General features: G+C 38.8%; 19 protein-coding genes. 11 read left to right on the forward strand and 8 right to left on the reverse strand.

From position 1 onward, the window contains the following. Nucleotides 1-119: 119 nt before the first annotated feature. The 7 genes from ACLI50_RS14910 to ACLI50_RS14940 form a co-directional block, all read right to left on the reverse strand. A complete protein-coding gene (locus ACLI50_RS14910) occupies nt 120-1,130 on the reverse strand; it encodes a trypsin-like serine peptidase (RefSeq protein ID WP_411414126.1) in 1,011 nt (336 codons plus the stop codon). Nucleotides 1,131-1,202: 72 nt separating this feature from the next. Then, nucleotides 1,203-2,048 carry a caspase family protein gene (locus ACLI50_RS14915; RefSeq protein WP_411414127.1) on the reverse strand — a complete coding sequence of 282 codons (846 nt, stop codon included), beginning with the start codon at nt 2,046-2,048 and terminating at the stop codon, nt 1,203-1,205. A gap of 263 nt (nt 2,049-2,311) precedes the next feature. Next, complete coding sequence (locus ACLI50_RS14920; protein ID WP_062672986.1) at nt 2,312-2,956, reverse strand: response regulator transcription factor; 645 nt, start codon at nt 2,954-2,956, stop codon at nt 2,312-2,314. After that, complete coding sequence (locus tag ACLI50_RS14925) at nt 2,953-3,723, reverse strand: sensor histidine kinase (protein ID WP_411414128.1); 771 nt, start codon at nt 3,721-3,723, stop codon at nt 2,953-2,955. The genes ACLI50_RS14920 and ACLI50_RS14925 overlap by 4 nt, the downstream gene beginning before the upstream one ends. A 13-nt stretch (nt 3,724-3,736) precedes the next feature. Continuing rightward, on the reverse strand, nt 3,737-4,381 hold the full coding sequence (locus ACLI50_RS14930) for a hypothetical protein (RefSeq protein WP_411414129.1): 645 nt from the start codon (nt 4,379-4,381) through the stop codon (nt 3,737-3,739). 13 nt (nt 4,382-4,394) lie between these two features. Then, entirely contained in the window at nt 4,395-4,940 is a 546-nt protein-coding gene (locus ACLI50_RS14935) for a hypothetical protein (protein WP_137904498.1), read from the reverse strand. 218 nt (nt 4,941-5,158) lie between these two features. Next, nucleotides 5,159-5,506, reverse strand: coding sequence for a winged helix-turn-helix transcriptional regulator (locus ACLI50_RS14940; protein WP_343640896.1), 348 nt, complete (start codon nt 5,504-5,506; stop codon nt 5,159-5,161). 120 nt (nt 5,507-5,626) lie between these two features. On the opposite strand from ACLI50_RS14940, the gene ACLI50_RS14945 reads away from it, so the two are divergent. Beyond that, nucleotides 5,627-6,574 (forward strand): NADP-dependent oxidoreductase, encoded by a 948-nt coding sequence (locus ACLI50_RS14945; protein ID WP_411414130.1) that lies wholly within the window; start codon nt 5,627-5,629, stop codon nt 6,572-6,574. 114 nt (nt 6,575-6,688) lie between these two features. Here ACLI50_RS14945 and ACLI50_RS14950 read toward each other — a convergent pair whose 3' ends face one another. Continuing rightward, entirely contained in the window at nt 6,689-7,513 is an 825-nt protein-coding gene (locus ACLI50_RS14950; RefSeq protein WP_330744838.1) for a universal stress protein, read from the reverse strand. On the opposite strand from ACLI50_RS14950, the gene ACLI50_RS14955 reads away from it, so the two are divergent. The 10 genes from ACLI50_RS14955 (at nt 7,491) to ACLI50_RS15000 (ending at nt 21,466) form a co-directional block, all read left to right on the forward strand. Beyond that, nucleotides 7,491-8,861, forward strand: a complete 1,371-nt coding sequence (locus ACLI50_RS14955) for a sensor histidine kinase (RefSeq protein WP_411414131.1) — start codon at nt 7,491-7,493, stop codon at nt 8,859-8,861. The genes ACLI50_RS14950 and ACLI50_RS14955 overlap by 23 nt on opposite strands. Further along, nucleotides 8,858-9,622, forward strand: a complete 765-nt coding sequence (locus tag ACLI50_RS14960; RefSeq protein ID WP_411414132.1) for a LytR/AlgR family response regulator transcription factor — start codon at nt 8,858-8,860, stop codon at nt 9,620-9,622. The genes ACLI50_RS14955 and ACLI50_RS14960 overlap by 4 nt, the downstream gene beginning before the upstream one ends. A gap of 270 nt (nt 9,623-9,892) precedes the next feature. Continuing rightward, entirely contained in the window at nt 9,893-11,014 is a 1,122-nt protein-coding gene (locus ACLI50_RS14965; protein ID WP_411414133.1) for an efflux RND transporter periplasmic adaptor subunit, read from the forward strand. 29 nt (nt 11,015-11,043) lie between these two features. Continuing rightward, nucleotides 11,044-14,202, forward strand: coding sequence for an efflux RND transporter permease subunit (locus tag ACLI50_RS14970; protein WP_411414134.1), 3,159 nt, complete (start codon nt 11,044-11,046; stop codon nt 14,200-14,202). Further along, a complete protein-coding gene (locus ACLI50_RS14975; protein ID WP_411414135.1) occupies nt 14,189-15,604 on the forward strand; it encodes an efflux transporter outer membrane subunit in 1,416 nt (471 codons plus the stop codon). The genes ACLI50_RS14970 and ACLI50_RS14975 overlap by 14 nt, the downstream gene beginning before the upstream one ends. Nucleotides 15,605-15,857: 253 nt before the next feature. Then, a complete protein-coding gene (locus ACLI50_RS14980) occupies nt 15,858-16,436 on the forward strand; it encodes a DUF4840 domain-containing protein (RefSeq protein WP_411414136.1) in 579 nt (192 codons plus the stop codon). 105 nt (nt 16,437-16,541) lie between these two features. Continuing rightward, nucleotides 16,542-17,108 (forward strand): RNA polymerase sigma factor, encoded by a 567-nt coding sequence (locus ACLI50_RS14985; RefSeq protein WP_343640881.1) that lies wholly within the window; start codon nt 16,542-16,544, stop codon nt 17,106-17,108. Beyond that, nucleotides 17,101-18,477 carry a porin family protein gene (locus ACLI50_RS14990; protein ID WP_411414137.1) on the forward strand — a complete coding sequence of 459 codons (1,377 nt, stop codon included), beginning with the start codon at nt 17,101-17,103 and terminating at the stop codon, nt 18,475-18,477. The genes ACLI50_RS14985 and ACLI50_RS14990 overlap by 8 nt, the downstream gene beginning before the upstream one ends. A 38-nt stretch (nt 18,478-18,515) precedes the next feature. Continuing rightward, nucleotides 18,516-19,478, forward strand: a complete 963-nt coding sequence (locus tag ACLI50_RS14995; RefSeq protein ID WP_110009072.1) for a T9SS type A sorting domain-containing protein — start codon at nt 18,516-18,518, stop codon at nt 19,476-19,478. A 452-nt stretch (nt 19,479-19,930) separates the two neighbouring features. Beyond that, entirely contained in the window at nt 19,931-21,466 is a 1,536-nt protein-coding gene (locus ACLI50_RS15000; protein WP_343640875.1) for a YifB family Mg chelatase-like AAA ATPase, read from the forward strand. Nucleotides 21,467-21,507 lie beyond the last annotated feature (41 nt).

Here is a 21,507-nt window from a genome sequence, read left to right on the forward strand (position 1 = left end):
TTTAAATTTTACGCTTTTTAGAAAATGGTTTTTGAGTGTTAAATAAAAGAATATAGAAAAGATTCTTAAAAAATATCCCGCTTTCAAAGCGGGATATTAATTTAAACTAAAAAAATAAATTAAGGATGTTCATTTCTCGCTCTGATGACCAGATTGACTAAATCTGAGCCGCCACTTGCAAAATTATTGCTTGGATTATGTGCGCTTTGGGTTGCTACAGCATACGGAGAGCCATCCCAATATCCCCAGAAAGGACCTCCGCTTTGTCCAGGCCATATATCTGCTTTATGGCTCATGCTTTCGTTGTCATCAGCACTCCAGAAATCTCCATCCAGTGCGATACCTGTCTGGTAGGTAGGTCTTTGCGTTCCGGTAAGGTCTCCCGGATATCCTGCGTGGGTCCAGTAGGCACCACCGTCCCATGAATCTGAATAGGATTTTGAACCTAACCAGCCTGTGCTGTTTCCGATAGGTCTGTCCAATACAATTACCACATAATCATATTGTATCTCTGTAGAATCAATAGAAGGTCCTGCAACTTTATACTTGTAATACGTTAAGGTACCCCAGGCAGTTCCGTAAGGAGCGCTTCCGTTGTAATACATGGGTGTGAATTTCAGCCATCCTGTTGTATTATTAGGCTGCCAGTCTACAATGTGAGAGCAGGTAAGAAGGTGTCTAGGCCCGATCATCACACCGCTTCCAGACCCCAGAGAACTTTCTACTCTGCCGACACATCTCCACGGATAGGCTGTAGAATTGTATACTTTTCTCTGATCGACTCCAAAAATGGTTCTTGCATTTTCAGGAGTCAGGAAAGAATCCCTGTCGATAAATTTAGGTTTACGGTCTCTTTTCGGTTCAAGCTTTGGATTGTACTCAAAATCAGCATGGGTAGGATAGAAATGGTCGGTTTCCAGTGCCCGGTTTTCTGCTGTTTTTTCGTCCATAGGCATTCCTATTGTTTTCATTCCTTTAGGAAAAGTTCTTCCGTTAATGGTTTCCATAGCGGGAGCCTGCTTAAATAGTTTTTCAACTGCTTCTGGTTTTTCAGTTGATTTTGCTTTAACAGTTCTAAGTCTTAGAACTTCTTCAGCGGTCATTGGGTTGTTGTTTTCGGTTTTTGACATGATTATTATTTTAATCTGGTATATTCCTACTCTTTTGATGGCTTTTCGGATTCCGCCGGTAATGGTTATTAGTTAAGTGAATATTTTTTGTGAAAATTCTCCAGTGATGCTTTCTGTCTGGTTGATCTGGGCTGCTCCCATAGCCGCTAAGGCAATGGCAACCTGTTTATCAAGAGTTTTTCTTACAATATTACCGTTGGTAGCACGTAATATTTTACAGAAATGATGCGTAAAATAGCCTCGTATCTGTCCGCTGATATTTCCTTCCATGGACACCTGATTGTCTTTTGCTGCAGCCCATAACGTATGATTCATTCCGGTAACAGGCACAAGCGCTTTAGTGAGAACGGTTGATTTTTTTGAACTTTTAGAAGTCTCCATTTCACTGGCGTAAGTGAGATAAAATTCATCCTCAAGCATTGGAGGGATATAGCGGGCTGTTTCGTTGAGAAGATCAGCTTCCAGTCCCAGATCCATTTTTCTGGTTCCTGTTCCCGAATAACAGCAGTCGAAGATAACTTCCATATTTACTCCGGCTTTTAGCTTGCTGAGAACAGTTTTAAAATCATCATCCCGAATGACACCGTTATTGGCGTAATCATGCGGACAAATAGCCTCGTCCAAACCATCCAGTTCAAGATCCGATCCGATATTGGCCACTCTGGTTCCGTGTCCTGAATAATAAAAAACAAGAGAATCTCCTTTTACACTCGTGCTGATCATGGATTTCAGATAGTTCAATATATTCGCTCTTGTAGCATTCTGATTGGTCAGGATTTTAATCTTTGCCGGACTAAAACCACAGATCACCAATGTGTTTGCCATATCTCTCGCATCGTTTACACAGCCGTTAAGATCCGGACCTCCGTATCCGATGGGTGCATAATCATTAATTCCTACGATAAGTGCTTTTTTCATTGTATTAGTTTTAAAAATATTCCCTACTCTGTTCCGGCTTTTCGGGGGCTGCCTTTTTGTGTTTTTTTCTATGACAAAATTCCATCTTTCAGAAGAGCAAAAACAGAGGAGAAAACCGTATTTTGAAAAAGGAAAAACACCTTTTCGTTTGCAAATGAATGAGTTGTGAAATAAAAATCCGGCAGGTTGAAAAGCTGCCGGATTCGTCAATAGAATGTAAAAATGTTTATTTTTTCAGGAAATAAATAGGATTAAAAATTAAGTCAGCACAAATCATGCTTCAAAGCAAAAAGTACCAGACCCGCTCTGTTTTTTATATCCAGTTTCACAAAAACCGAATCTCTGTAGCCATCAATGGTTTTAGGACTGAGGCACATTTTGTCAGCAATCTCCTTATAAGTAAGTTCGCTGCAGGCCCATTTGATAAATTCTTTCTCCCGGTCTCTCAGCTCAGAAAGCAGGGAGGCATTTTTCGCTTCCTCTGTTTTTACTTTCAATAACTTTTGGGCTACAAAATCAGTATAAAAGCTGCCTTTCTCAAATACCGTTTCAATAGCCTGGAAAAGGATAGAAGGCTGCATGTCTTTCAGCAGATAGCCTTTAGCGCCGGCCTTTAACATTTTAATTAATATTCTTTCATCATCATCCATGGTAAGGGCAATGACTTTAATATCGGGATAATGCTCTGTAAGCCATTCTGTAGTTTCTATACCATTTTTATAAGGCATATTAACATCCATCAGGACTACGGCAGGTAATTCAGAAGCTTTTTCCACGCCCGCAATAAATTCTTCTCCGTTGGGATGATTCATAATGACCCGATATTGAGTGTTTTCTGTGATCATATTCTCCAGTGCTTTGGAGATTAAGGTATGATCATCAACGATCGCTATGGGAATTGTTTTCATAATAAATTTTTATGATAGGTTATCAAAGTTTGTGTTCCTTTATTCAGTTCTGAATGTATAGACAGTTCAGCGTGAATCAGTTTGGCTCTCAGTTCCATGTTTTTTAATCCTGAGCCGTCCTGATTACTATCGATATCAAAGCCTCTTCCGTTGTCCGAGATACTGATATGTAGTTTTTCACAGTCATCCTCCATGTGTATGGAAACATTTTTGGCTTTGGAATGTTTCAAAATATTATTGATACTTTCCTGAATAATTCTGAAAAGGATCAGTCCGTGTTTAGGCGAAATATCAATATCCTGCTTTTGTGTGATGAATTCTATTTTTAATAATTTCAGTTTTTTAATCCTCTTAACTTCTCTTTCAATGGATTCTGCCAGTCCGAAATGAATGATCTGTTCAGTGATTAATGTCTTAGAAAGATTTCTTATATCCTGTATACATTCTCCCAATAATTCATTGAGCTCGATGAGGTCTTCTTTTTCTGAATTCCGGAGTTTGGTAATCAGCTGGTTTTGGCGTAAGCGGACCACAGATAATTTCTGTCCCACATCATCATGCAGTTCCTGCCCTATATAATTGAGCGTTTGTTCTTTCATTTCTACCTGTGAAGTTGCCAGTTCCTTTTCAAACCGAAGATCTTTTTCCTTCTGCTCAATCAGCAGGGTTGTTTTTTTCCGGATAAAAACCGCATAAATGAAGACCATTGTCAAAACAACGATGAATAAAGTAATCGTAAAGATGATAACCAGATTATTCTCTTCCATATCTGCAAAGCATTTATCTTGTTCTTTCCTGTTTGTTCCAGATTAAACCCAATATGAGTATGCCATTACTGATCAGATTCAGCATAAATAAAATAAAAAAATAAATAGTCTCTGATACAGTAGTTCTAAAAAAGAATATCGGGATGCTTCCAATAAAGAATATTAGCAAAGCAACTGATATCCAGAATGGTAAATAATTTTTGATTTCCAATACTTTATCAGAATTAAAGGTTTGGTACAGGAACAAAATGATTGAAAACAGCAACAGGAGGATATCTGCATAGAGCATATTAAAAGAAAAATGATGAAGCAGATCATCTTCTGTATAAAACATCACAACAATATTGAGGACAAAAAGAACCAGGATGATGATCTGTATCTTTTTGAGCAGCGGAACATATAATAATTGGTAATAATACAGTAAGTACAGAAAAAATACAATCATTAAAAAACCAATTACATAGAAGATGTCCGTAGGCAGATTGGTCAGCTTGAAATAGAAATAACAGGAAATATCAATCACGGAAAACAACAGATATCCTATGATAAAAAATAAATTCTCCTTTCCGGTTTTTCTGTATTTTATGACCATTAGAATCATCACTACAATGGATATGGCCATCGATATCTGTTTCCCTGTTTCAATATTCCAGTTCATAATGCTGTGTTTTTTAAGGCATTGTTTCCGATAACGTTTTTGGTGGCGGGGCCAGATTGGTCATGTTCATAGATTCTATAGAAGTAACGTCTGTGTTTTCTTCGGTGGTGGCTGATCTGGCCATGGCCTTCTCTCTTTCTCTTTTTTGGGCAGTAGGCACTAAAAATATAGTTTGATAGCCTGCATATTCCGGTTTTGCCATTCTGTTTTTAGGATGATTCATCGGGTATTTTCCCATGTAGATCCTGATTCCTGGATTTTTTAATTTTTGTTTTCTGGCATTTTCTTTTACATATTTAATATAGCCTTCCATATCTTCAAGCGAAAACCAGTACCATCTCGAATCAGGTTCACCGTTTCTGTACTTCATGAGAATTTCATGATTGGTTCTGGTGTATTCATCAAAAAGAACTCGCCCTTCACGGTAGCTGATCAGTTTCTTTTTATAACTGTTGCTTACAGGTTCTTTAGGAGGTTCGGTGCAGCTAAGCAGACAAAATGCCAGAATAAGAGCTGCACATAAGGGACTTAAAATCTTAGTAAAAAAGGAAGTTTTCATTTTTATGGTTTTAATTTTATGGAACAAAATTAGCGAACGGCACAACTATAAAAAAGGGTGAAAACACTGTTTTTATCCCTTACTAAATTTACGACTTTTTGATATTCAGTTGAATAGGAATTACGAGGTTTGTTTTTTTAATTAAAAATATCCAATGGTATTCCTTCAGCAATAAAATTAAAACCATGATGAACATTCATGGTTTTGAAGGAAACTGTTTACCTTTTTATTCTCTCTTTTTCAATCTGCTGTTCACCCCATAGCCTCAGGTAATCAATAAAAGGAATGAGCTCGGCACCGGTTTTCGTTAGAGAATATTCTACCTTAGGAGGAACTTCGTGATACACTTCTCTATGGATAAGCCCGTCATCTTCCAGCTCCCGGACAGTCTGGGTAAGCATTTTAGGGGTAATATCAGAAAGGGTTTTACGAAGTTCGCCATACCGCATAACTGTCTTCAGATGGAGATACCATAAAATACGGCCTTTGTACTTTCCTCCAATCCGTTTAAAGGCATAGTCAACAGGACAGGATGGCTCATTGGTAACTTTTTTTATTTTTAACATTTTTTCAATGGTTTGATAATCAGTATTAGTATGTTTTTAGTATGTAGATTACCAAAAAGTACATACTTGCTGCAAAGATATGATGAGACTACATTTGCCCGATAATTAAAATCAAAAAAAATGAAAGCTGTTATTGTAAACGAAGCAGGAGGCGTTGAAAATCTTCAATTTACGGAAATAGATAAGCCTGTCATAGGAAATGATGAAGTATTGGTAAAAGTAGTATCGGTAAGCATTAATCCTGTAGATGTAAAGTCCAGAGCATATGAAGGAGTTCTGAACTGGATTTTTGAAGAAAAGAGGCCCGTTATTTTAGGATGGGATATCTCGGGAGAAGTCGTAGAAACCGGGAAAAGTGTAACTGATTTTAAACCGGGAGATGAAGTCTTCGGAATGGTCAATTTTTTTGGAAAAGGAAATGCCTATGCAGAATATGTGGCTGCTCCGGCGGCTCATCTGGCATTAAAGCCTCAAAACATTACCCATCAGCAGGCTGCCGCGGCCTCAATGGCTGCTTCAACGGCATATCAGGCATTGGTAGATGTTGCCGGAATTAAAAAAGGAAGCAGGGTTCTGGTCCATGCCGCTTCAGGTGGTGTCGGCCATTTTGCTGTTCAGATGGCGAAGCATTTCGGAGCGTATGTTATCGGTATATCATCCGGTAAAAATAAAGAATTTGTTTTGTCGCTTGGGGCTGATGAACATATTGATTATACAACGGAAAACTTTTATGAAAAGGTGCAGGATGCAGATATCGTCATTGATACCCTTCAGGGAAAAGCTTTGTCGGATTCGGTAGATATTGTAAAAGAGAATGGTATTATTATAACACTTCCGACGCCTGAGATTCCTGAGGATATTGCATTGAGAGCCAGGAAGAAAAAGGTGAATATTGAGTTTATGATGGTACAGTCTAAAAAAGAAACTGCAGAAGCAATTGCGGGCTTATTGAAGCAGGAAGCATTGAAACCATTTGTTTATAAAACTTTCCCGTTTGAAGACATAGCACTGGCACACCTGGAGGTTGAGACCAGCCGCGTTGCAGGAAAAGTAATAGTAAACCTCTGAAATAAAAACAGGACCGGAAATCTATTCCCGGTCCTGTTAAACAAGATTAAGTGTAAAATTCAGCCTTTACAGGCAAAAAGGATAATTCAAATGTGAACAGATTTTTATTGATTCTTAATCTATGTTTAAGGGAATTGATAGTAATGGTAATTTATTTTTATAGGCCATTATGGCTGTTTTGCTTCGATGGAAAAGAGATTCTACAAGATTGTATTTATAAGGAATCATGGTTAAAAGGTCTGGACTGGTCAGTTTTATTTCCTCCTCAATCGCTTTGATGACTTCAATGGACTGAATCATTTTAAAGCTGTACTTAATATCATCCAGATCGTACCCGGAATTCAGGTCAATATCATGAATAACCTCAGCAAAATCTTCTAATCTTTCACTTACATTGAATACCTCAATCTCAGCATTGAATTCATTAATAAAGTGGTAAATATCATTCATGGCAGACCAGGTCATGCTTTTGTGCGTATCATAAGCAAAAAGAATTTTTCTGATTCCTGTATATTCTATATGAGCGGGAACAATGAGTATCGGTTTTTTAATTCTGTGGATAGCTCTTGTTACACTGTTTCCCAAAAGCTTTTGTTCCAGAGTTTTTTCAGCCATTCCCATCACAATAAAATCACAATCGTGAATCTGCATACAGTTTTCAAGCTCTTCAATAAAATTGCCGGAAGCCAGATGATGCTGGGTTTCGACAGTATATAATCTTTTAAGCTCCGCCGCCTTATCCTCCATTTTTTTCTGATTTTTAAGCGTTTGAGTGTAGAAAAAATCAGCTGAAACCTGTGCATTCAGGGCATGGATGGAAACGGACTGAAGATTGAAAAGCACAATCCTGTATTTGTTTTCTTTAGCCATAGATGCTGCATAATGAGTAGCGTTTTCAGCTTCGTGGGAAAAATCTGTGCAGACAATTATTGTTTTCATTGTACCGGATTTAATACCACAAAACTATGATAGACAGCTATTCCCTGATTATAAAAATACTGTGATGTTGCATAAAATGATGATGAAATGTCTTTTTCTGGTGATGAACCGTCACATTCATTTTAACTCTGCTATTTTACGTTTCAGGTATTGTTTTGGCGGTCTCGTCCAAAATAGAAGATATTCATATAAAATCTATTTCTATATTTACATTCATAAAGTCCCGGATATGAACAGGATTTCTGCCATCAGGAAAAAAATAGTACGGAATAAGAAGATTCTTTCCACCATGAAAAGAAGGCTGGTGATCTGGGCGTTAGCAGTGGTCACTTTCTGTGTTTTTTCCTACCTTATTGATCCCTTTGATCCCGTTTGGAAAGGCTACCTTGATGCTCCTTTAAAAATGATTTTGGAAGACGCCACATGGATTGTCTTTTTTTCCATCATTATTTCTGAGGTAAGTATTTTTATAGACAGGACGCTCAATAAGTGGCTTCCTTGGAGAAACAGGACCGTAAAGCGATTATTCATTCAGTGTTTGCTTCAGATCGTGGGAAGTGTTTTGATTGTGATTATTATTAATGCAATCGTAGATGGCACTTCAGTCACATTACCTGAAATGGATTCCCGCAAAGAATATACACTTCTGGGACAATGGATCGCTACTAATATTGTCATATCATTGATTATCAGCGCTTTTAATACCGTTGATTATTTATTGGAAAACTGGAAAAAAACAGCAGTAGAAGCTGCCCAGCACAAACTGAGGGCATCAAAACACAAGCAGGCTGCAATGGCGGCAGAACTTCAGGCACTTAAGCTTCAGATAGACCCGCATTTTATTTTCAATAACTTAAGTGTGTTGTCAGAACTTATCCTTGAAGATCAGCAGTTGGGGTATGATTATTCCGAGAAATTTGCGAGAGTATACAGATACTTATTGGTGAATTCCAAAAAAGACATTATTGCCGTAGAAGAGGAACTTAAATTTTTAGAATCTTACATCTTTCTGATTGAAAAAAGAATTGGGGAAGGCGTTATATTCAAAATAGATATTCAGGAAGAATACAGATCCAGATTCACCCTTCCGCTGTCTTTACAATTGTTGGTTGAAAATGCCATTAAACATAACCAGACTTCAAAGGTAAATCCTCTGGAGATTCATGTTTATACAAGCCCTGAAGGAGAATTGGTAGTTTCTAATACATTTCTACCTTTAATCAATAAGCCGGATTCCTCAGGAGTAGGGCTTACCAATATCATTGCACGATACGAAATCTTAGGATATCCTAAACCTGTGATTGAAAAAACAGAAGATAAATTTATAGTAAAACTCCCATTGATATGAAGATTAATAAAGTTTTAATCGTTGAAGACGAAAGACCCAATGCAGACAGGTTAAAAAGACTGTTGTTGAAGTTAAGACCCCATATCGAAATTCTGTCTGTGGAAGACTCGATTACCTCAACAATACACTGGCTGGAAAATAATGTGGTTCCCGATGTTATCATGATGGATGTAAGACTTGCAGATGGCCTCAGCTTTGAAATATTTAACAAACATGAAGTTAAAAGTGCCGTCATATTTACAACAGCATACGATGAATATGCTGTACAGGCATTCAAATACAATAGTGTGGATTATCTTTTGAAACCTATTGAAGAAGAAGAGCTGGATGCCGCCTTAAAACGCTATGAAACCTTTATGGAAGCCGTCCCGGTAGTAGGAACAGCCATTGAAGGATTATTAAATTATATCCAGCCGAAAGACTACAGAAAACGTTTTCTCATTGCCCATAGAGATGGATATAAAACCGTGCTGGCAGAAGATATCCTCTACTTTTATACCGAATTGGGAATCAGCAAAGCCATGCTGAATACGGGAGTGGTAGAAAATGTTCCCCAAACCCTGGAAGAACTTGAAAAACAATTGGATCCTAAATTCTTTTTCCGTGCCAACAGACAATTTATCATTCACATCAATTCCGTTAAGCAGATTTTAAATCATTTTAATGGAAAACTAAAGCTGGAGTTGAGGAAACAGCCTGATATGGAAGTGATTGTAAGCCGGGAGAAAGCTTCCGTTTTCAAATCCTGGATGGATTATTAATCCTGGAAAAATACAGACAAGACTGCTTCTATAAAAGCAGTCTTTTTTTGCTTCACTTATATCGTCCACAAATTTGTATTTGACAATTTTACTTATATTTTCATCCGAAATATTCTTTTTTACCACATTTATAAACGAAAATAGCTGCTTTCCCTTCATTTTTCCTATCATACGTTTCATCTGCGATTAATGACACTTCACCCAACTTCTGAATGAATATCACTGTAAGATGAAGTTATTTTGCTCCTGTAAAATTTAAAAACCAATGTTATGAATTACAGAAAAGGATATCTGGTACTTTCACTTACAGCTGCAGCGATATTGTACTCGTGTGGTTCCGGGAGCGGTCAGGAGAATGCCCATCAGATGCAGCAGGCATTGCCTACAGATTTTATTCAGGTAAAATCCGGAGATGCAGATGTGTCTACAGGATATCCGGGAAGTATAGAAGGACAGGACAATGTGGATATCAAAGCACAGGTAACAGGATATCTGGAAGCAGTATATATCAAAGAAGGACAGTATGTAAATAAAGGGCAGACCCTTTTCAGAATAAATCCATCGGTGTACAACGAGCAGGTCAATACCAATGAAGCAGCCTTGAAATCAGCACTGGCGGCACAGGAAACAGCAAGACTTGAAGTAGAAAAGCTGAAACCTCTTGTAGAAGGAAAAGTAGTTTCCGATATGCAGCTGAAAACCGCTCAGGCAAGTTATAAAGCAGCATCAGCACAGGTTGCACAGGCACAGTCATCATTGGGATCCTCAAAGATTAACGCCAATTTTACGTATATCAAAGCGCCAGTGAGCGGATACATAGGCAGAATTCCGAACAGAGTAGGAAACCTTATCAGTCCGTCTGATCCATCACCACTAACAACGCTTTCAAGCATCAACAGCGTGAATGTGTACTTCTCAATGAATGAAGCTGATTTTATTGCACACAGCAGAGCTGCGGCATCAGGAAATACAGCAGAAGATGTAGAACTTATCCTGGCAGACGGTTCCACTTATTCTCTTAAAGGAAAACTGGAAAATGCCAGCGGAAACTTCGACAGAAATACCGGAAGCATTCAGATGAAAGCTGTTTTCCAGAATCCGGATAAATTATTAAGAGCCGGAGGAACAGCCAGAGTGATGATTCATAATGCCCTGAATGGGGTGATTAAACTTCCGAAAACCTCTGTAAAAGATATTCAGGAAAAATTCTTTGTTTATAAACTGAATGGTAAGGATAAAGTGAAAATGACCCAGATTACCGTTTCAGGAAGTACCTCCCAGGATTACTTCATCAAAGAAGGCGTGAATGCAGGAGATAAGATTGCCATTAACAGAATTGATGCTCTTACAGACGGAGCACAGGTGGTGGCACACACTGTTCCTTTGAAATAGTTGTATAACCTTTCTTAGAAAATTCAAAAATGTTAAAAAAGATAATAGACCGTCCTGTACTGGCGACGGTAATATCCCTTATCATTGTTATTTTAGGGATTATAGGATTAAACCAGCTGGCGGTGACCAGATTTCCGGATATTTCTCCGCCCACGATTACCGTTTCAGGATCATATCCCGGAGGAAACAGTGAAACCGTGATCCGTTCTGTGGTAACACCGCTGGAAGAGCAGATCAATGGGGTGGAAGATATGGAATACATGAAATCTACGGCAAGTAATGACGGTACATTCTCGATCTCCATTATATTCAAGCAGGGAGTGAATGCTGATCAGGCAGCCGTAAACGTGCAAAACAGAGTACAGCAGGCCACCCCGATACTACCGCAGGAAGTAGTGAGAATGGGATTGACCACCTCCAAGCAGCAGAACAGTATGGTATTGATCTTCAATATTTATACGGAAGATAATAAACAATATGATGAAACTTTCCTTCAAAATTATGCGAATATCAACCTTATTCCACAGGTTAAAAGAGTAAAAGGGGTTGGGCAGGCCATGGTTTTCGGGCTTAAGGATTATTCCATGAGAATATGGCTTAATCCTCAGAAAATGTCATCTTACGGACTCGAGCCGGCAGATGTTTCCAGAGCGATCGCAGACCACAGTTTGGAGTCTGCTCCGGGTAAACTGGGAGAAGAATCGGATGCTGCTTTAGAATATGTCATCAGATACAAAGGAAAAAAGAACAAGCCGGAACAATATGAAAATATTATTGTTAAAAATACCGGAAGCCAGATCATCAGGCTTAAAGATGTTGCCCGTGTGGAATTCGGAGCGATTTCAAATACGGGAGATAACCTTTCCAATGGGAAAAATGCAGTGACTGTGGCGATTATGCAGACTACAGGTTCCAACGCCAACCAGATTGAAATTGGGGTGAACAAAGCTCTTGACCAATTATCAAAATCATTCCCTCCTGGTATCAAATACACAAAGGTAATGAGTACCAAAGAAAGATTGGATGAGGCTACAGGACAGGTAAAATCAACACTTATAGAAGCTTTTATCCTTGTATTTATCGTGGTTTTTATATTCCTGCAGGATTTCAGATCTACGATTATTCCGGCAGTGGCAGTTCCGGTGGCGATTATCGGTACCTTCTTCTTCCTTCTGGTTTTAGGATTTACGATCAACGTACTGACGCTTTTTGCTCTTGTACTGGCCATCGGGATTGTAGTAGATGATGCCATTGTAGTGGTGGAAGCCGTTCACAGTAATATGGAAGGAACGGACCTTTCCGGAAGAGAAGCTACTCATAAGGCAATGAGCGAGATCACAGGAGCGGTTATTTCCATTACTTTAGTGATGTCGGCGGTATTTATCCCAATTGGATTTATGTCCGGTTCAGCAGGATTATTCTATAAGCAGTTTGCGTATACATTGGCCATAGCCATTATTATTTCAGCGGTTAACGCATTGACATTAACTCCGGCTTTGTGTGCCGTGTTTCTGAAAAACAATCACTCGGGAGAAGGTAAAAAACCACAAGGATTCGGGCAAAGATTTGCTGTGGCATTTAATGCAGGATTTAATAATATGACCAATCGTTATGCGAAAGGCGTTAGATTTTTAATAGGAAGAAAATGGATTGCAGGAGGATTAATCATAGCCGTTATCGGGGTTGCAGGATGGCTGATGTCAAGTACGCCAAAAAGTTTTGTACCAATGGAAGACGACGGATTCTTTATGTACACTTTAAGCATGCCTCCGGGGACAGCATTGGCCAAAACGACAGAGGTTTCCAACAAGATCAATGATATCTTAAAAGGAGTGGAAGCGGTGCAGGAAAATACTTCCATTACAGGATACAACTTACTCAGCAATAGTGCGGGACCTGCTTATGCGATGGGATTTGTTAAACTGAAACCTAAGAAAGAAAGAGGTGATGTTCAGGATATCCAGGAAGTGGTAGACATGGCGACGGCAAAATTGGGAGTGATCAAAGAAGGAAGTGTAATGACCTTCAGAATGCCTCCGGTAGAAGGATACGGAATGACGAATGATGCCGAAATCGTACTTCAGGACCGTATGGGAAGAGATCCTCAGGTTCTTAAAGCGAAAGCAGATGAACTGATCGGCCAGCTGATGCAGGTTCCGGAAGTAGCATTTGCCTACACGATGTTCAGGGCAGATTATCCTCAGATGGAGCTGGAAGTGAACGAAGATAAAGCAAAACAGCTGGGAGTAAGCATTTCCAATCTGTTGGGAACTGTTCAGACCTATTTCTCGGGAGATCAGTCTCAGAATTTTTCAAGATTCGGGAAGTTCTATAGAGTGAATATTAAAGCTGACGGTGTTTTCAGAATGGATGAACAGGCCTTCAATGATATTTTTGTAAAAAATGAAAAAGGGGATATGGTACCAGTGAATACGCTGATTACTTTGAAAAAAGTCTACGGTCCGGAATCCGTTCAGCGATACAACCTTTACAATTCATTAAATATCAACGTATCTCCAAAACCAGGCGTAAGTAATGGAGAATTGATGGGTAAACTGGAACAGACTTTAAGCAAACTGCCATCTGACTACAGCTACGAATGGACAGGGCTGAGTTTGGAAGAAAAATCAGCAGGAAATCAAACCATTGCCATTTTTGGATTGTGCTTGCTTTTCGTGTACCTGCTCTTGGCCGCTCAATATGAAAGTTATATCCTTCCTCTGGCGGTAATGCTTTCCATTCCAACAGGGATTGTAGGTGCATTTTTAGGAATAAAAGCCATCGGACTGGATAACAACATCTATGTACAGGTAGGACTCATCATGCTTATCGGTTTATTGGCCAAAAATGCGATCCTTATTGTAGAATTTGCCATACAAAGGCGAAAGGCAGGACTTTCTATTCTGGATTCAGCACTGGAAGGGGCAAAGGCAAGGTTACGTCCTATTATCATGACATCATTAGCTTTTATTGTGGGAATGGTTCCACTGATGATTTCTTCAGGAGGAATGGCTTCCGGAAACAAATCCATCAGTACAAGTGCTGCCATGGGAATGTTGAGCGGAGTGGTTTTAGGAGTTTTCGTCATTCCTGTACTCTACATGTTTTTTCAGTATCTGGATGAGAAATTTTCTGCCACAAAGAAGTACAATACGATAGAAAATCAATTGACAAATGACACTATTTAATATAAAGAATTTCCTTATTTCAGGCGCAATGGCATCACTGCTGATGTCTTGTGCCGTAGGGGAGAAATATACAAGAACAGACCTTCAGATTCCTGAAACCTACAAAGAATCTGTGCGGGTGACAGGCGATACTGTAGTGTTGCCATGGAAGACTTTCTTCAAAGATCCAAAATTGATTGGTTTAATAGATAAAGCCCTTTCAAGAAACAATGAAGTGAATGTTGCTTTGAAAAATATAGAACAGCTGGATCTGATCTACAGGCAAGCTAAGCTTAGTTTGATGCCAACACTTGATTTCACTGCAGGAGCAAACAGAAGCTGGGCTTCCAAAAATACCCTTAACGGCTCTCTGAACGAACAGTTTGTCGGTACAAAATACATGGATGATTTCAGTGCTGCACTGAGGCTTTCCTGGGAAGTAGACATTTGGGGAAAAGCTAAAATGCAGAAAGAATCTGCAGCAGCAGAATATTTTGGACAAAAGGAAAATTTAAATGCCATCAAAAGCAGAATCGTCGTTCAGGTAGCTCAGGTTTATTATAATCTGATCAGTCTAGATGAACAGCTGAAAATAGCCGAACAGAATATTGAGTTGAGTGACAATACCCTTAAAATGATGAATCTTCAGTTTGCGGCAGGACAAATTAATTCATTGGCGGTTCAGCAATCGGAAGCTCAGAAGAAAACCGCTGAGCTGCTGATTCCTTTGGCAAACCAGAATATTTCCATTCAGGAAAATGCGTTAAGTATTCTTTGCGGAGAATATCCCGCTAAAGTAGAAAGGGAAGGAACCCTTAAAACAATGATTCCTGAAAACAAACTGTCTGAAGGATTACCGGCACAATTGCTGAGCCGAAGACCGGATCTGAAGATGGCAGAGTTCAACGTGATCAGCTTAAATTCCAAAACCGGACTGGCAAAAGCAGCCATGTATCCGAGTATCAGTTTAAGCCCGCAAATAGGAGTCAATTCCAATAAGTTCAGCTCATGGTTTGACATTCCCGGATCTATTACCAAAGCCATTGCCGCTAATCTTGCTGCCCCGATTTTTCAGAAAAAAGAACTGAAAACAGCGTATGAAACGGCTTTGATTGAACAGGAAAAAGCAGCCATCAATTTTAAGCAATCCGTTATGACTGCGGTGGGAGAAGTTTCCGATGCTATGGCGAAATCTAAAGGTTCTTCAGAAAGATTACAGCTTTTAGAACAGAGAACAGCTATTCTGGACAAAGGAATCAATGATGCATTGAAGTTATATAAAAGTGGTATGGCAACCTATCTGGAAGTCATCACCGCCCAGAACAATAAGCTTCAGAATGATCTGGAAGCCATCAACGTTACCCTTGAAAAATTAAATGCTGAGGTTGATCTTTACAGAGCACTTGGCGGCGGAGTACAATAGAGCATACCTTAAAAATAATAAAAGGAAACTATATTATGTAGTTTCCTTTGCTGTTTTTGTCGCATCAATACAACTCAATTTTCACAACAGGTATGGAATTTGCAATGAAGTGGTGAAATTTTACATTCACAAAATCAACAGGTTATAAAATTTTTATTCTTTTTTCTAAAAAAGTATGCAAGATTTTCAGGAAACAGGATTTATATAGATGAGTACTCGAAAAAGAATTAATGTTTAACGAAAATGTAATGCAATGAAAAAATTGACAGTACCCCGATTTTTTATGACAGTTTTAATGGTTTTGGCAGGATTGACCTTATTCTCATGTAATGATAATGATGGACCGGACATTCCTCCTGTAAAAATGGAAGAGTTACCAGGAAACTATAAAGGAAAACTGATTATTGTACAAGGAACTATCAAAAGAGAAGGAATAAAAGAATTTAAAGTAAAAAAAGATACAATCTCTTTTGCTGAGTTTCCAATAGGTGAAATTGTAAAGACTGTGGTAAAGGATCCTGCAAAAGCAGAAAATGCCATGAAATCACTGGGAAAGGTGAAATATGATATTAAATATGCAGCAGTGATCAATACTGCCAATAATGTGATAGAGCTTACTCTTGCCCCAAAAACAATGGAGCTTCAGATTCCGGTAGACGGAGTGAATAAAAAGACCGTTGTGGAATTCGTTTCTAAGCAAAAAGGATATTATGTAGGGATGGATAGAACGCTTAGATATGCGCTCACAGCAGATAAAATTACAGTAGACGGAACAGTGGTTACTCCTTATGAAGTGATCGATTATAATTTCCCGTTCTGTATAAAAAATTAATAAATAAATAGTATCATCATAGATTGCGCTTTATTAAAAAGATGCAATCTATTTTTGCCTGACAGTTTTATAACATCCCGGTGGATACGGAGGCCGTTGCATCATATGGAAGAAAGTAAAGAACAGATTTTGGTAAAGCACCTTCTGAAAAAGGAAGAGGCTGCCTGGAAAGAGCTTTTTGGAGCTTATTCCGGAAATCTGTCCTATATATGCTCCCGTTATCTGGCAGAAAAAGAAGATGTTCATGATGTGCTTCAAAACAGTTTTATCAAAATGTTCCGTTCGATAGAATCTTTTGAGTACAGAGGTAGTGGTTCTTTAAAAGCCTGGATGACCCGTATCACAGTCAATGAATCTTTGAAGCATATTAAACAGAAAGGGGATTTTAAATCTGCTGTAGAGGTAGACGATCTTGCGGATATCCCTAATGAAGAAGAACCGGATTTTGAAGAAATCCCCCGCGATGATATTATGATGATGATCAGAGCTCTTCCTGATGGCTACCGGACTGTTTTTAACCTGTTTGTATTTGAGAAAAAAAGCCATAAAGAAATTGCCGGGCTGCTGGGAATTGCAGAGAATTCTTCCGCATCACAGTTTCACCGTGCAAAAGGATTGCTGGTTCAGAAAATAAAAGAATTTAAAATGTCAAAAAAAGCACAATATGAATAACGAATGGCTAAATAATCTGCGTAGCAGAATGGATGACCATGAAGAGGATGTTCCGGAAGGATTGTGGGATGACATCAGAGATGAATTATTTTCAGGAGAAGAAAATAGCAGCATTCCCGCATTTGTTCCTGAAATGCATGAAGGAGAAACGGAAAAGGCAGAAAAGATAGCCGGCAGAGGGCAAAAATCCCTGTTTTATCGTATCGGAGGAATTGCTGCTGCTATTGCATTGCTGCTTTTGCTGACAAAATTATGGCCACAGAACGATACAGAGACAATGCTGTCTCAGAGACAGACAAACGTGCAGAAAGAAAAAAAATCTTTAAAACCTGTACGGGCCGAACATGCTTCAGCAGAAGAAATGACATCGGTGTCAGAAGCTCCATTAGCTGAAAATATAGTGAATACCGGACCTTGGTTGAAAGAACAGACCCGAAAATATTTTGAAACCGTAGGGAAAAATGAGTTGAAGGATATAATTAAACTGCCAACGGCTTCAGAATCTTTTCAGCAGGAAAGTAAGATCGCTCAGAAATTATCTCCTGTTGATGATACAGCAAAAGAGCAGGTTGTGGAAAATAAAAATGATGAGGTTCTTTTTAAGCAGGAAAAAATAAAAGAAGTATATGCAGGAAATGCAACCCATCATATCAGAAAATCCAGAGACAAAAAATCATGGATGCTGGGTATGCTTACAGGCAATATGGCTTCCAATTCTGCAGAACAGCAGTTTCCGGGTTATGCTTCAATCACAGGAAAAGCGATGAACGTTGAGCAGGTATGGACGACTTCCCAATATCATGATGATCCTCTGACGGCTATATTACTGGCCAATCAAAGTCAGCCGGTAGAAGCAAGAATCAGACATAAAGTGCCTGTTACATTTGGTCTTTCTGTATACTATAATTTGGGGAAAAGATGGGGAATAGGAACAGGACTGAATTACACCAAGCTGTCTTCTGAACTGCATTCCGGAAGTGACAACAATTATATTAAAGGAGATCAGACGGTTCATTATCTGGGAATTCCGGTACAGGTTAATTATAATGTCATTCAAAAAGGAAGATTCACAGGATACATTACAGGCGGAGCCCTGGTAGAAAAACCGATAGCAGGAAATATTACAACAACATATGTTGTGAATGATGAAATAAAGGAATCCTCAAAAGAACGTCTGGAGCCAAAACCTTTCCAGTTTTCTGTTAATGCGGCAGCAGGCCTGCAGGTGAAGCTCATTGACAAGGTTGGAATTTATGCAGAACCGGGAATAGGATATCATTTTAAAGAAGAGAATGCTCCGAATACCATTTATAAAGAAAAGCCCCTTCATTTTAATATGAAATTCGGAATCAGAGTGCTGCTGGATTAATGCAGCCCATTTAAAACACCAAACTTAATAATTGATATATGAAAACAAAACTAATCTTTTTAGTGGTTTTATTATTCTCCGTCTTGGATATAAAAGCACAGTGCACGCCTACAATTACCAGTGCGAGACTCGGACAAAAATATCCGGGAACGATCTTATTCTGTGATACGGAAGATGAAGTTCTTTCCACGACACAGACTTACGCAAGTTATCAGTGGTATAAACAGGAATGGACCTGGCAGACCCCTAATAACAACCCTTGGGTAGCCATTCCGGGAGCGACATCACAACAGTTAACCATTAGTGGTAATGACCAGCTGAATTATTTTAAGGTAGTTGTTTCCCAAGGCGACTGTACAGCGGAAAGTCCTACAGCATTTGCAGATGGTTTTGTATATGGACTGCCGGCAATGATGACTACTTATACACCGGGCACCTATGAAGAAAATATGGGAACAGTGAAGGTCTGCAACGGAGCTTCTGTACAGTTTGACAATATATTTCCTTTAGTGTATGGCAAGCATACCTGGTTCAAATGTGTGCCAGGGAGCAATCCGCCGGTAGCAGGAGATCCTTGTATTATTGCAGGTGTAGTAGGAGACACCTATGTTGCAACAAGCTCAGGGAAATACGGATTTTATGCATGTACGGAATATTGTCCGGATCAGTGCCAGATGTTAGATCCGTTTGCTTTTGTTGAAGTGACTTTCGGAGATTGGGAATTCTGCAGCAATCTGGGGACAGGAGAAACAAAAATTAAAGATAATAATCTGAAAATTTATCCTAACCCTACGGCACAGCACCTTTATATCGGTAAAGAATCTGATAAAATCTATAAAGAAGTTATCATTATAGATATGTCCGGAAAACTTGTTCTGAAGAAAAATGATCACAGGTATAATCAGCCGATCGATGTAAGCGGTCTGGTTCCCGGGAATTATATCATTGTTTCCAGGAGCACAGACGGAACAGAATATAAAAACAGATTTATAAAAAAATAATAGGATTATAAAATCTGAAGATGCTAAAATATTGATTGTGGGAAGGAAGATTGGATGTCTGAGGAGGGATGTTCCTTGTATTGAAGAAGAACTGAAGTGATTTATTTTAATACTTTACGCTCATAGATACATTTTCATCCTTGTTAATCTAATGACGATCATAATTACCCCAAAAAGGAATTTCCTCTTTCCGGCATCCGCTTCCTGACTTACACTTAATGTTCAGTAATTCAGATGGCATAATCTTTTTCGTTAGTTTTTAATAATGGTTGAGTCGGTACAAAGAAATTTGTACCGGTTTTTTTATTATCATCATCGTGCTTCTACAAAAATATCTGAGGATCTGTTTTCTTAAAATCTTTTTTTAAATATCTGTCTGGCTAGAATACTGTTAATATAAAACCCGGATTTTCAAAATAGTATATTCATTACTTTTACTTCAAAAACACACCATGCTGATCAAAATTTATGGAAGTGCCATTCATGGAGTGGCTGCACAGACAATTACTATTGAAGTGAATGTAGATACCGGAGGAGTAGGATACCATCTTGTGGGGCTTCCTGATAATGCTATTAAAGAAAGCAGTTACAGGATTTCTGCAGCATTGAAAAATGTAGGATTTAAAATTCCCGGAAAGAAAATTACCATTAATATGGCTCCTGCAGATCTTAGAAAAGAAGGCTCTGCTTATGATCTCAGTATTGCTATTGGCATCCTAACCGCCTCAGATCAGATATTGGCAGAGAACGTTAAAGACTTTATTATTATGGGAGAACTTTCCCTGGACGGAAGTTTACAGCCGATTAAAGGTGTTTTGCCCATTGCGATACAGGCCAGGGAAGAAGGGTTTAAAGGAATCATTCTTCCAAAACAAAATGCCAGAGAAGCAGCCATTGTAAATGACCTCGATGTGTACGGAGTAGAAAATATCAGAGAGGTTATCGATTTTTTCAACGAAGGAAAAGCGCTTGAAAAAGTGACATTGGATACCCGAAAAGAATTTCATGAAAAGATCAATAATTTTCCTTTTGATTTCTCTGAAGTTAAAGGCCAGGAAACAGCCAAAAGAGCTATGGAAGTGGCAGCAGCAGGTGGACATAATATTATTCTGATCGGCCCGCCGGGAAGTGGGAAAACAATGCTGGCCAAAAGAGTTCCCAGTATTTTACCTCCTCTGACATTGAAAGAAGCGCTGGAAACAACAAAAATTCACTCTGTAGCCGGGAAAATAGGAACAGAAACATCATTGATGACTGTTCGTCCCTTCAGATCTCCACATCATACTATTTCAGATGTTGCTCTGGTAGGAGGAGGAAGTTATCCACAACCAGGGGAAATCTCTCTTGCTCATAACGGAGTTTTGTTTCTGGACGAAATGCCCGAATTTAAGAGGACTGTGCTGGAAGTCATGAGACAGCCTTTGGAAGATCGTGAAGTAACGATTTCAAGAGCCAGATTTACTGTAAACTATCCGGCAAGTTTTATGCTGGTAGCTTCTATGAACCCCAGTCCAAGCGGGTTTTTCCCCGATGACCCTAATAATACCTCATCCGTTTATGAAATGCAGCGGTATATGAACAAACTTTCAGGGCCTCTTTTAGATAGAATAGACATTCATATTGAAGTTCAGAAAGTAGAATTTGAACAGCTTTCCGAGAAAAGAAAAGGAGAGAAGAGCAAAGATATCAGAGAGCGGGTTTTGAAAGCAAGAGATATTCAGAATAAAAGATATCAAAACCTCAATATCAGCAGTAATGCTCAAATAGGACCTAAGGAAATTGAGGCCTATTGTGAACTGGATGAAACGTCTTTCGGTCTCATCAAATTAGCTATGGAAAAACTTAATCTTTCGGCAAGAGCTTATGACAGAATTCTTAAAGTTGCCAGAACAATAGCCGACCTTGAAGAATCTGAAAATATCCTGTCACATCATATTTCTGAAGCTATACAATACAGAAGTCTGGACCGTGAATTCTGGAATGGTTGATTTTATTCTATTTCGTTGATTTAAAACTAAATACTAAGTTT

This window comes from Chryseobacterium cupriresistens, from assembly GCF_046614675.1.
Classification (GTDB): Bacteria; Bacteroidota; Bacteroidia; order Flavobacteriales; family Weeksellaceae; genus Chryseobacterium; species Chryseobacterium cupriresistens.

What these genes read in the sequence shown, in the direction of transcription:
- ACLI50_RS14910 (WP_411414126.1), bottom strand. Translation starts at nt 1,130, where the DNA reads ATGTCAAAAACCGAAAACAACAACCCAATGACCGCTGAAGAAGTTCTA.
- ACLI50_RS14915 (WP_411414127.1), bottom strand. Translation starts at nt 2,048, where the DNA reads ATGAAAAAAGCACTTATCGTAGGAATTAATGATTATGCACCCATCGGA.
- ACLI50_RS14920 (WP_062672986.1), bottom strand. Translation starts at nt 2,956, where the DNA reads ATGAAAACAATTCCCATAGCGATCGTTGATGATCATACCTTAATCTCC.
- ACLI50_RS14925 (WP_411414128.1), bottom strand. Translation starts at nt 3,723, where the DNA reads ATGGAAGAGAATAATCTGGTTATCATCTTTACGATTACTTTATTCATC.
- ACLI50_RS14930 (WP_411414129.1), bottom strand. Translation starts at nt 4,381, where the DNA reads ATGAACTGGAATATTGAAACAGGGAAACAGATATCGATGGCCATATCC.
- ACLI50_RS14935 (WP_137904498.1), bottom strand. Translation starts at nt 4,940, where the DNA reads ATGAAAACTTCCTTTTTTACTAAGATTTTAAGTCCCTTATGTGCAGCT.
- ACLI50_RS14940 (WP_343640896.1), bottom strand. Translation starts at nt 5,506, where the DNA reads ATGTTAAAAATAAAAAAAGTTACCAATGAGCCATCCTGTCCTGTTGAC.
- ACLI50_RS14945 (WP_411414130.1), top strand. Translation starts at nt 5,627, where the DNA reads ATGAAAGCTGTTATTGTAAACGAAGCAGGAGGCGTTGAAAATCTTCAA.
- ACLI50_RS14950 (WP_330744838.1), bottom strand. Translation starts at nt 7,513, where the DNA reads ATGAAAACAATAATTGTCTGCACAGATTTTTCCCACGAAGCTGAAAAC.
- ACLI50_RS14960 (WP_411414132.1), top strand. Translation starts at nt 8,858, where the DNA reads ATGAAGATTAATAAAGTTTTAATCGTTGAAGACGAAAGACCCAATGCA.
- ACLI50_RS14965 (WP_411414133.1), top strand. Translation starts at nt 9,893, where the DNA reads ATGAATTACAGAAAAGGATATCTGGTACTTTCACTTACAGCTGCAGCG.
- ACLI50_RS14970 (WP_411414134.1), top strand. Translation starts at nt 11,044, where the DNA reads ATGTTAAAAAAGATAATAGACCGTCCTGTACTGGCGACGGTAATATCC.
- ACLI50_RS14975 (WP_411414135.1), top strand. Translation starts at nt 14,189, where the DNA reads ATGACACTATTTAATATAAAGAATTTCCTTATTTCAGGCGCAATGGCA.
- ACLI50_RS14980 (WP_411414136.1), top strand. Translation starts at nt 15,858, where the DNA reads ATGAAAAAATTGACAGTACCCCGATTTTTTATGACAGTTTTAATGGTT.
- ACLI50_RS14985 (WP_343640881.1), top strand. Translation starts at nt 16,542, where the DNA reads ATGGAAGAAAGTAAAGAACAGATTTTGGTAAAGCACCTTCTGAAAAAG.
- ACLI50_RS14990 (WP_411414137.1), top strand. Translation starts at nt 17,101, where the DNA reads ATGAATAACGAATGGCTAAATAATCTGCGTAGCAGAATGGATGACCAT.
- ACLI50_RS14995 (WP_110009072.1), top strand. Translation starts at nt 18,516, where the DNA reads ATGAAAACAAAACTAATCTTTTTAGTGGTTTTATTATTCTCCGTCTTG.
- ACLI50_RS15000 (WP_343640875.1), top strand. Translation starts at nt 19,931, where the DNA reads ATGCTGATCAAAATTTATGGAAGTGCCATTCATGGAGTGGCTGCACAG.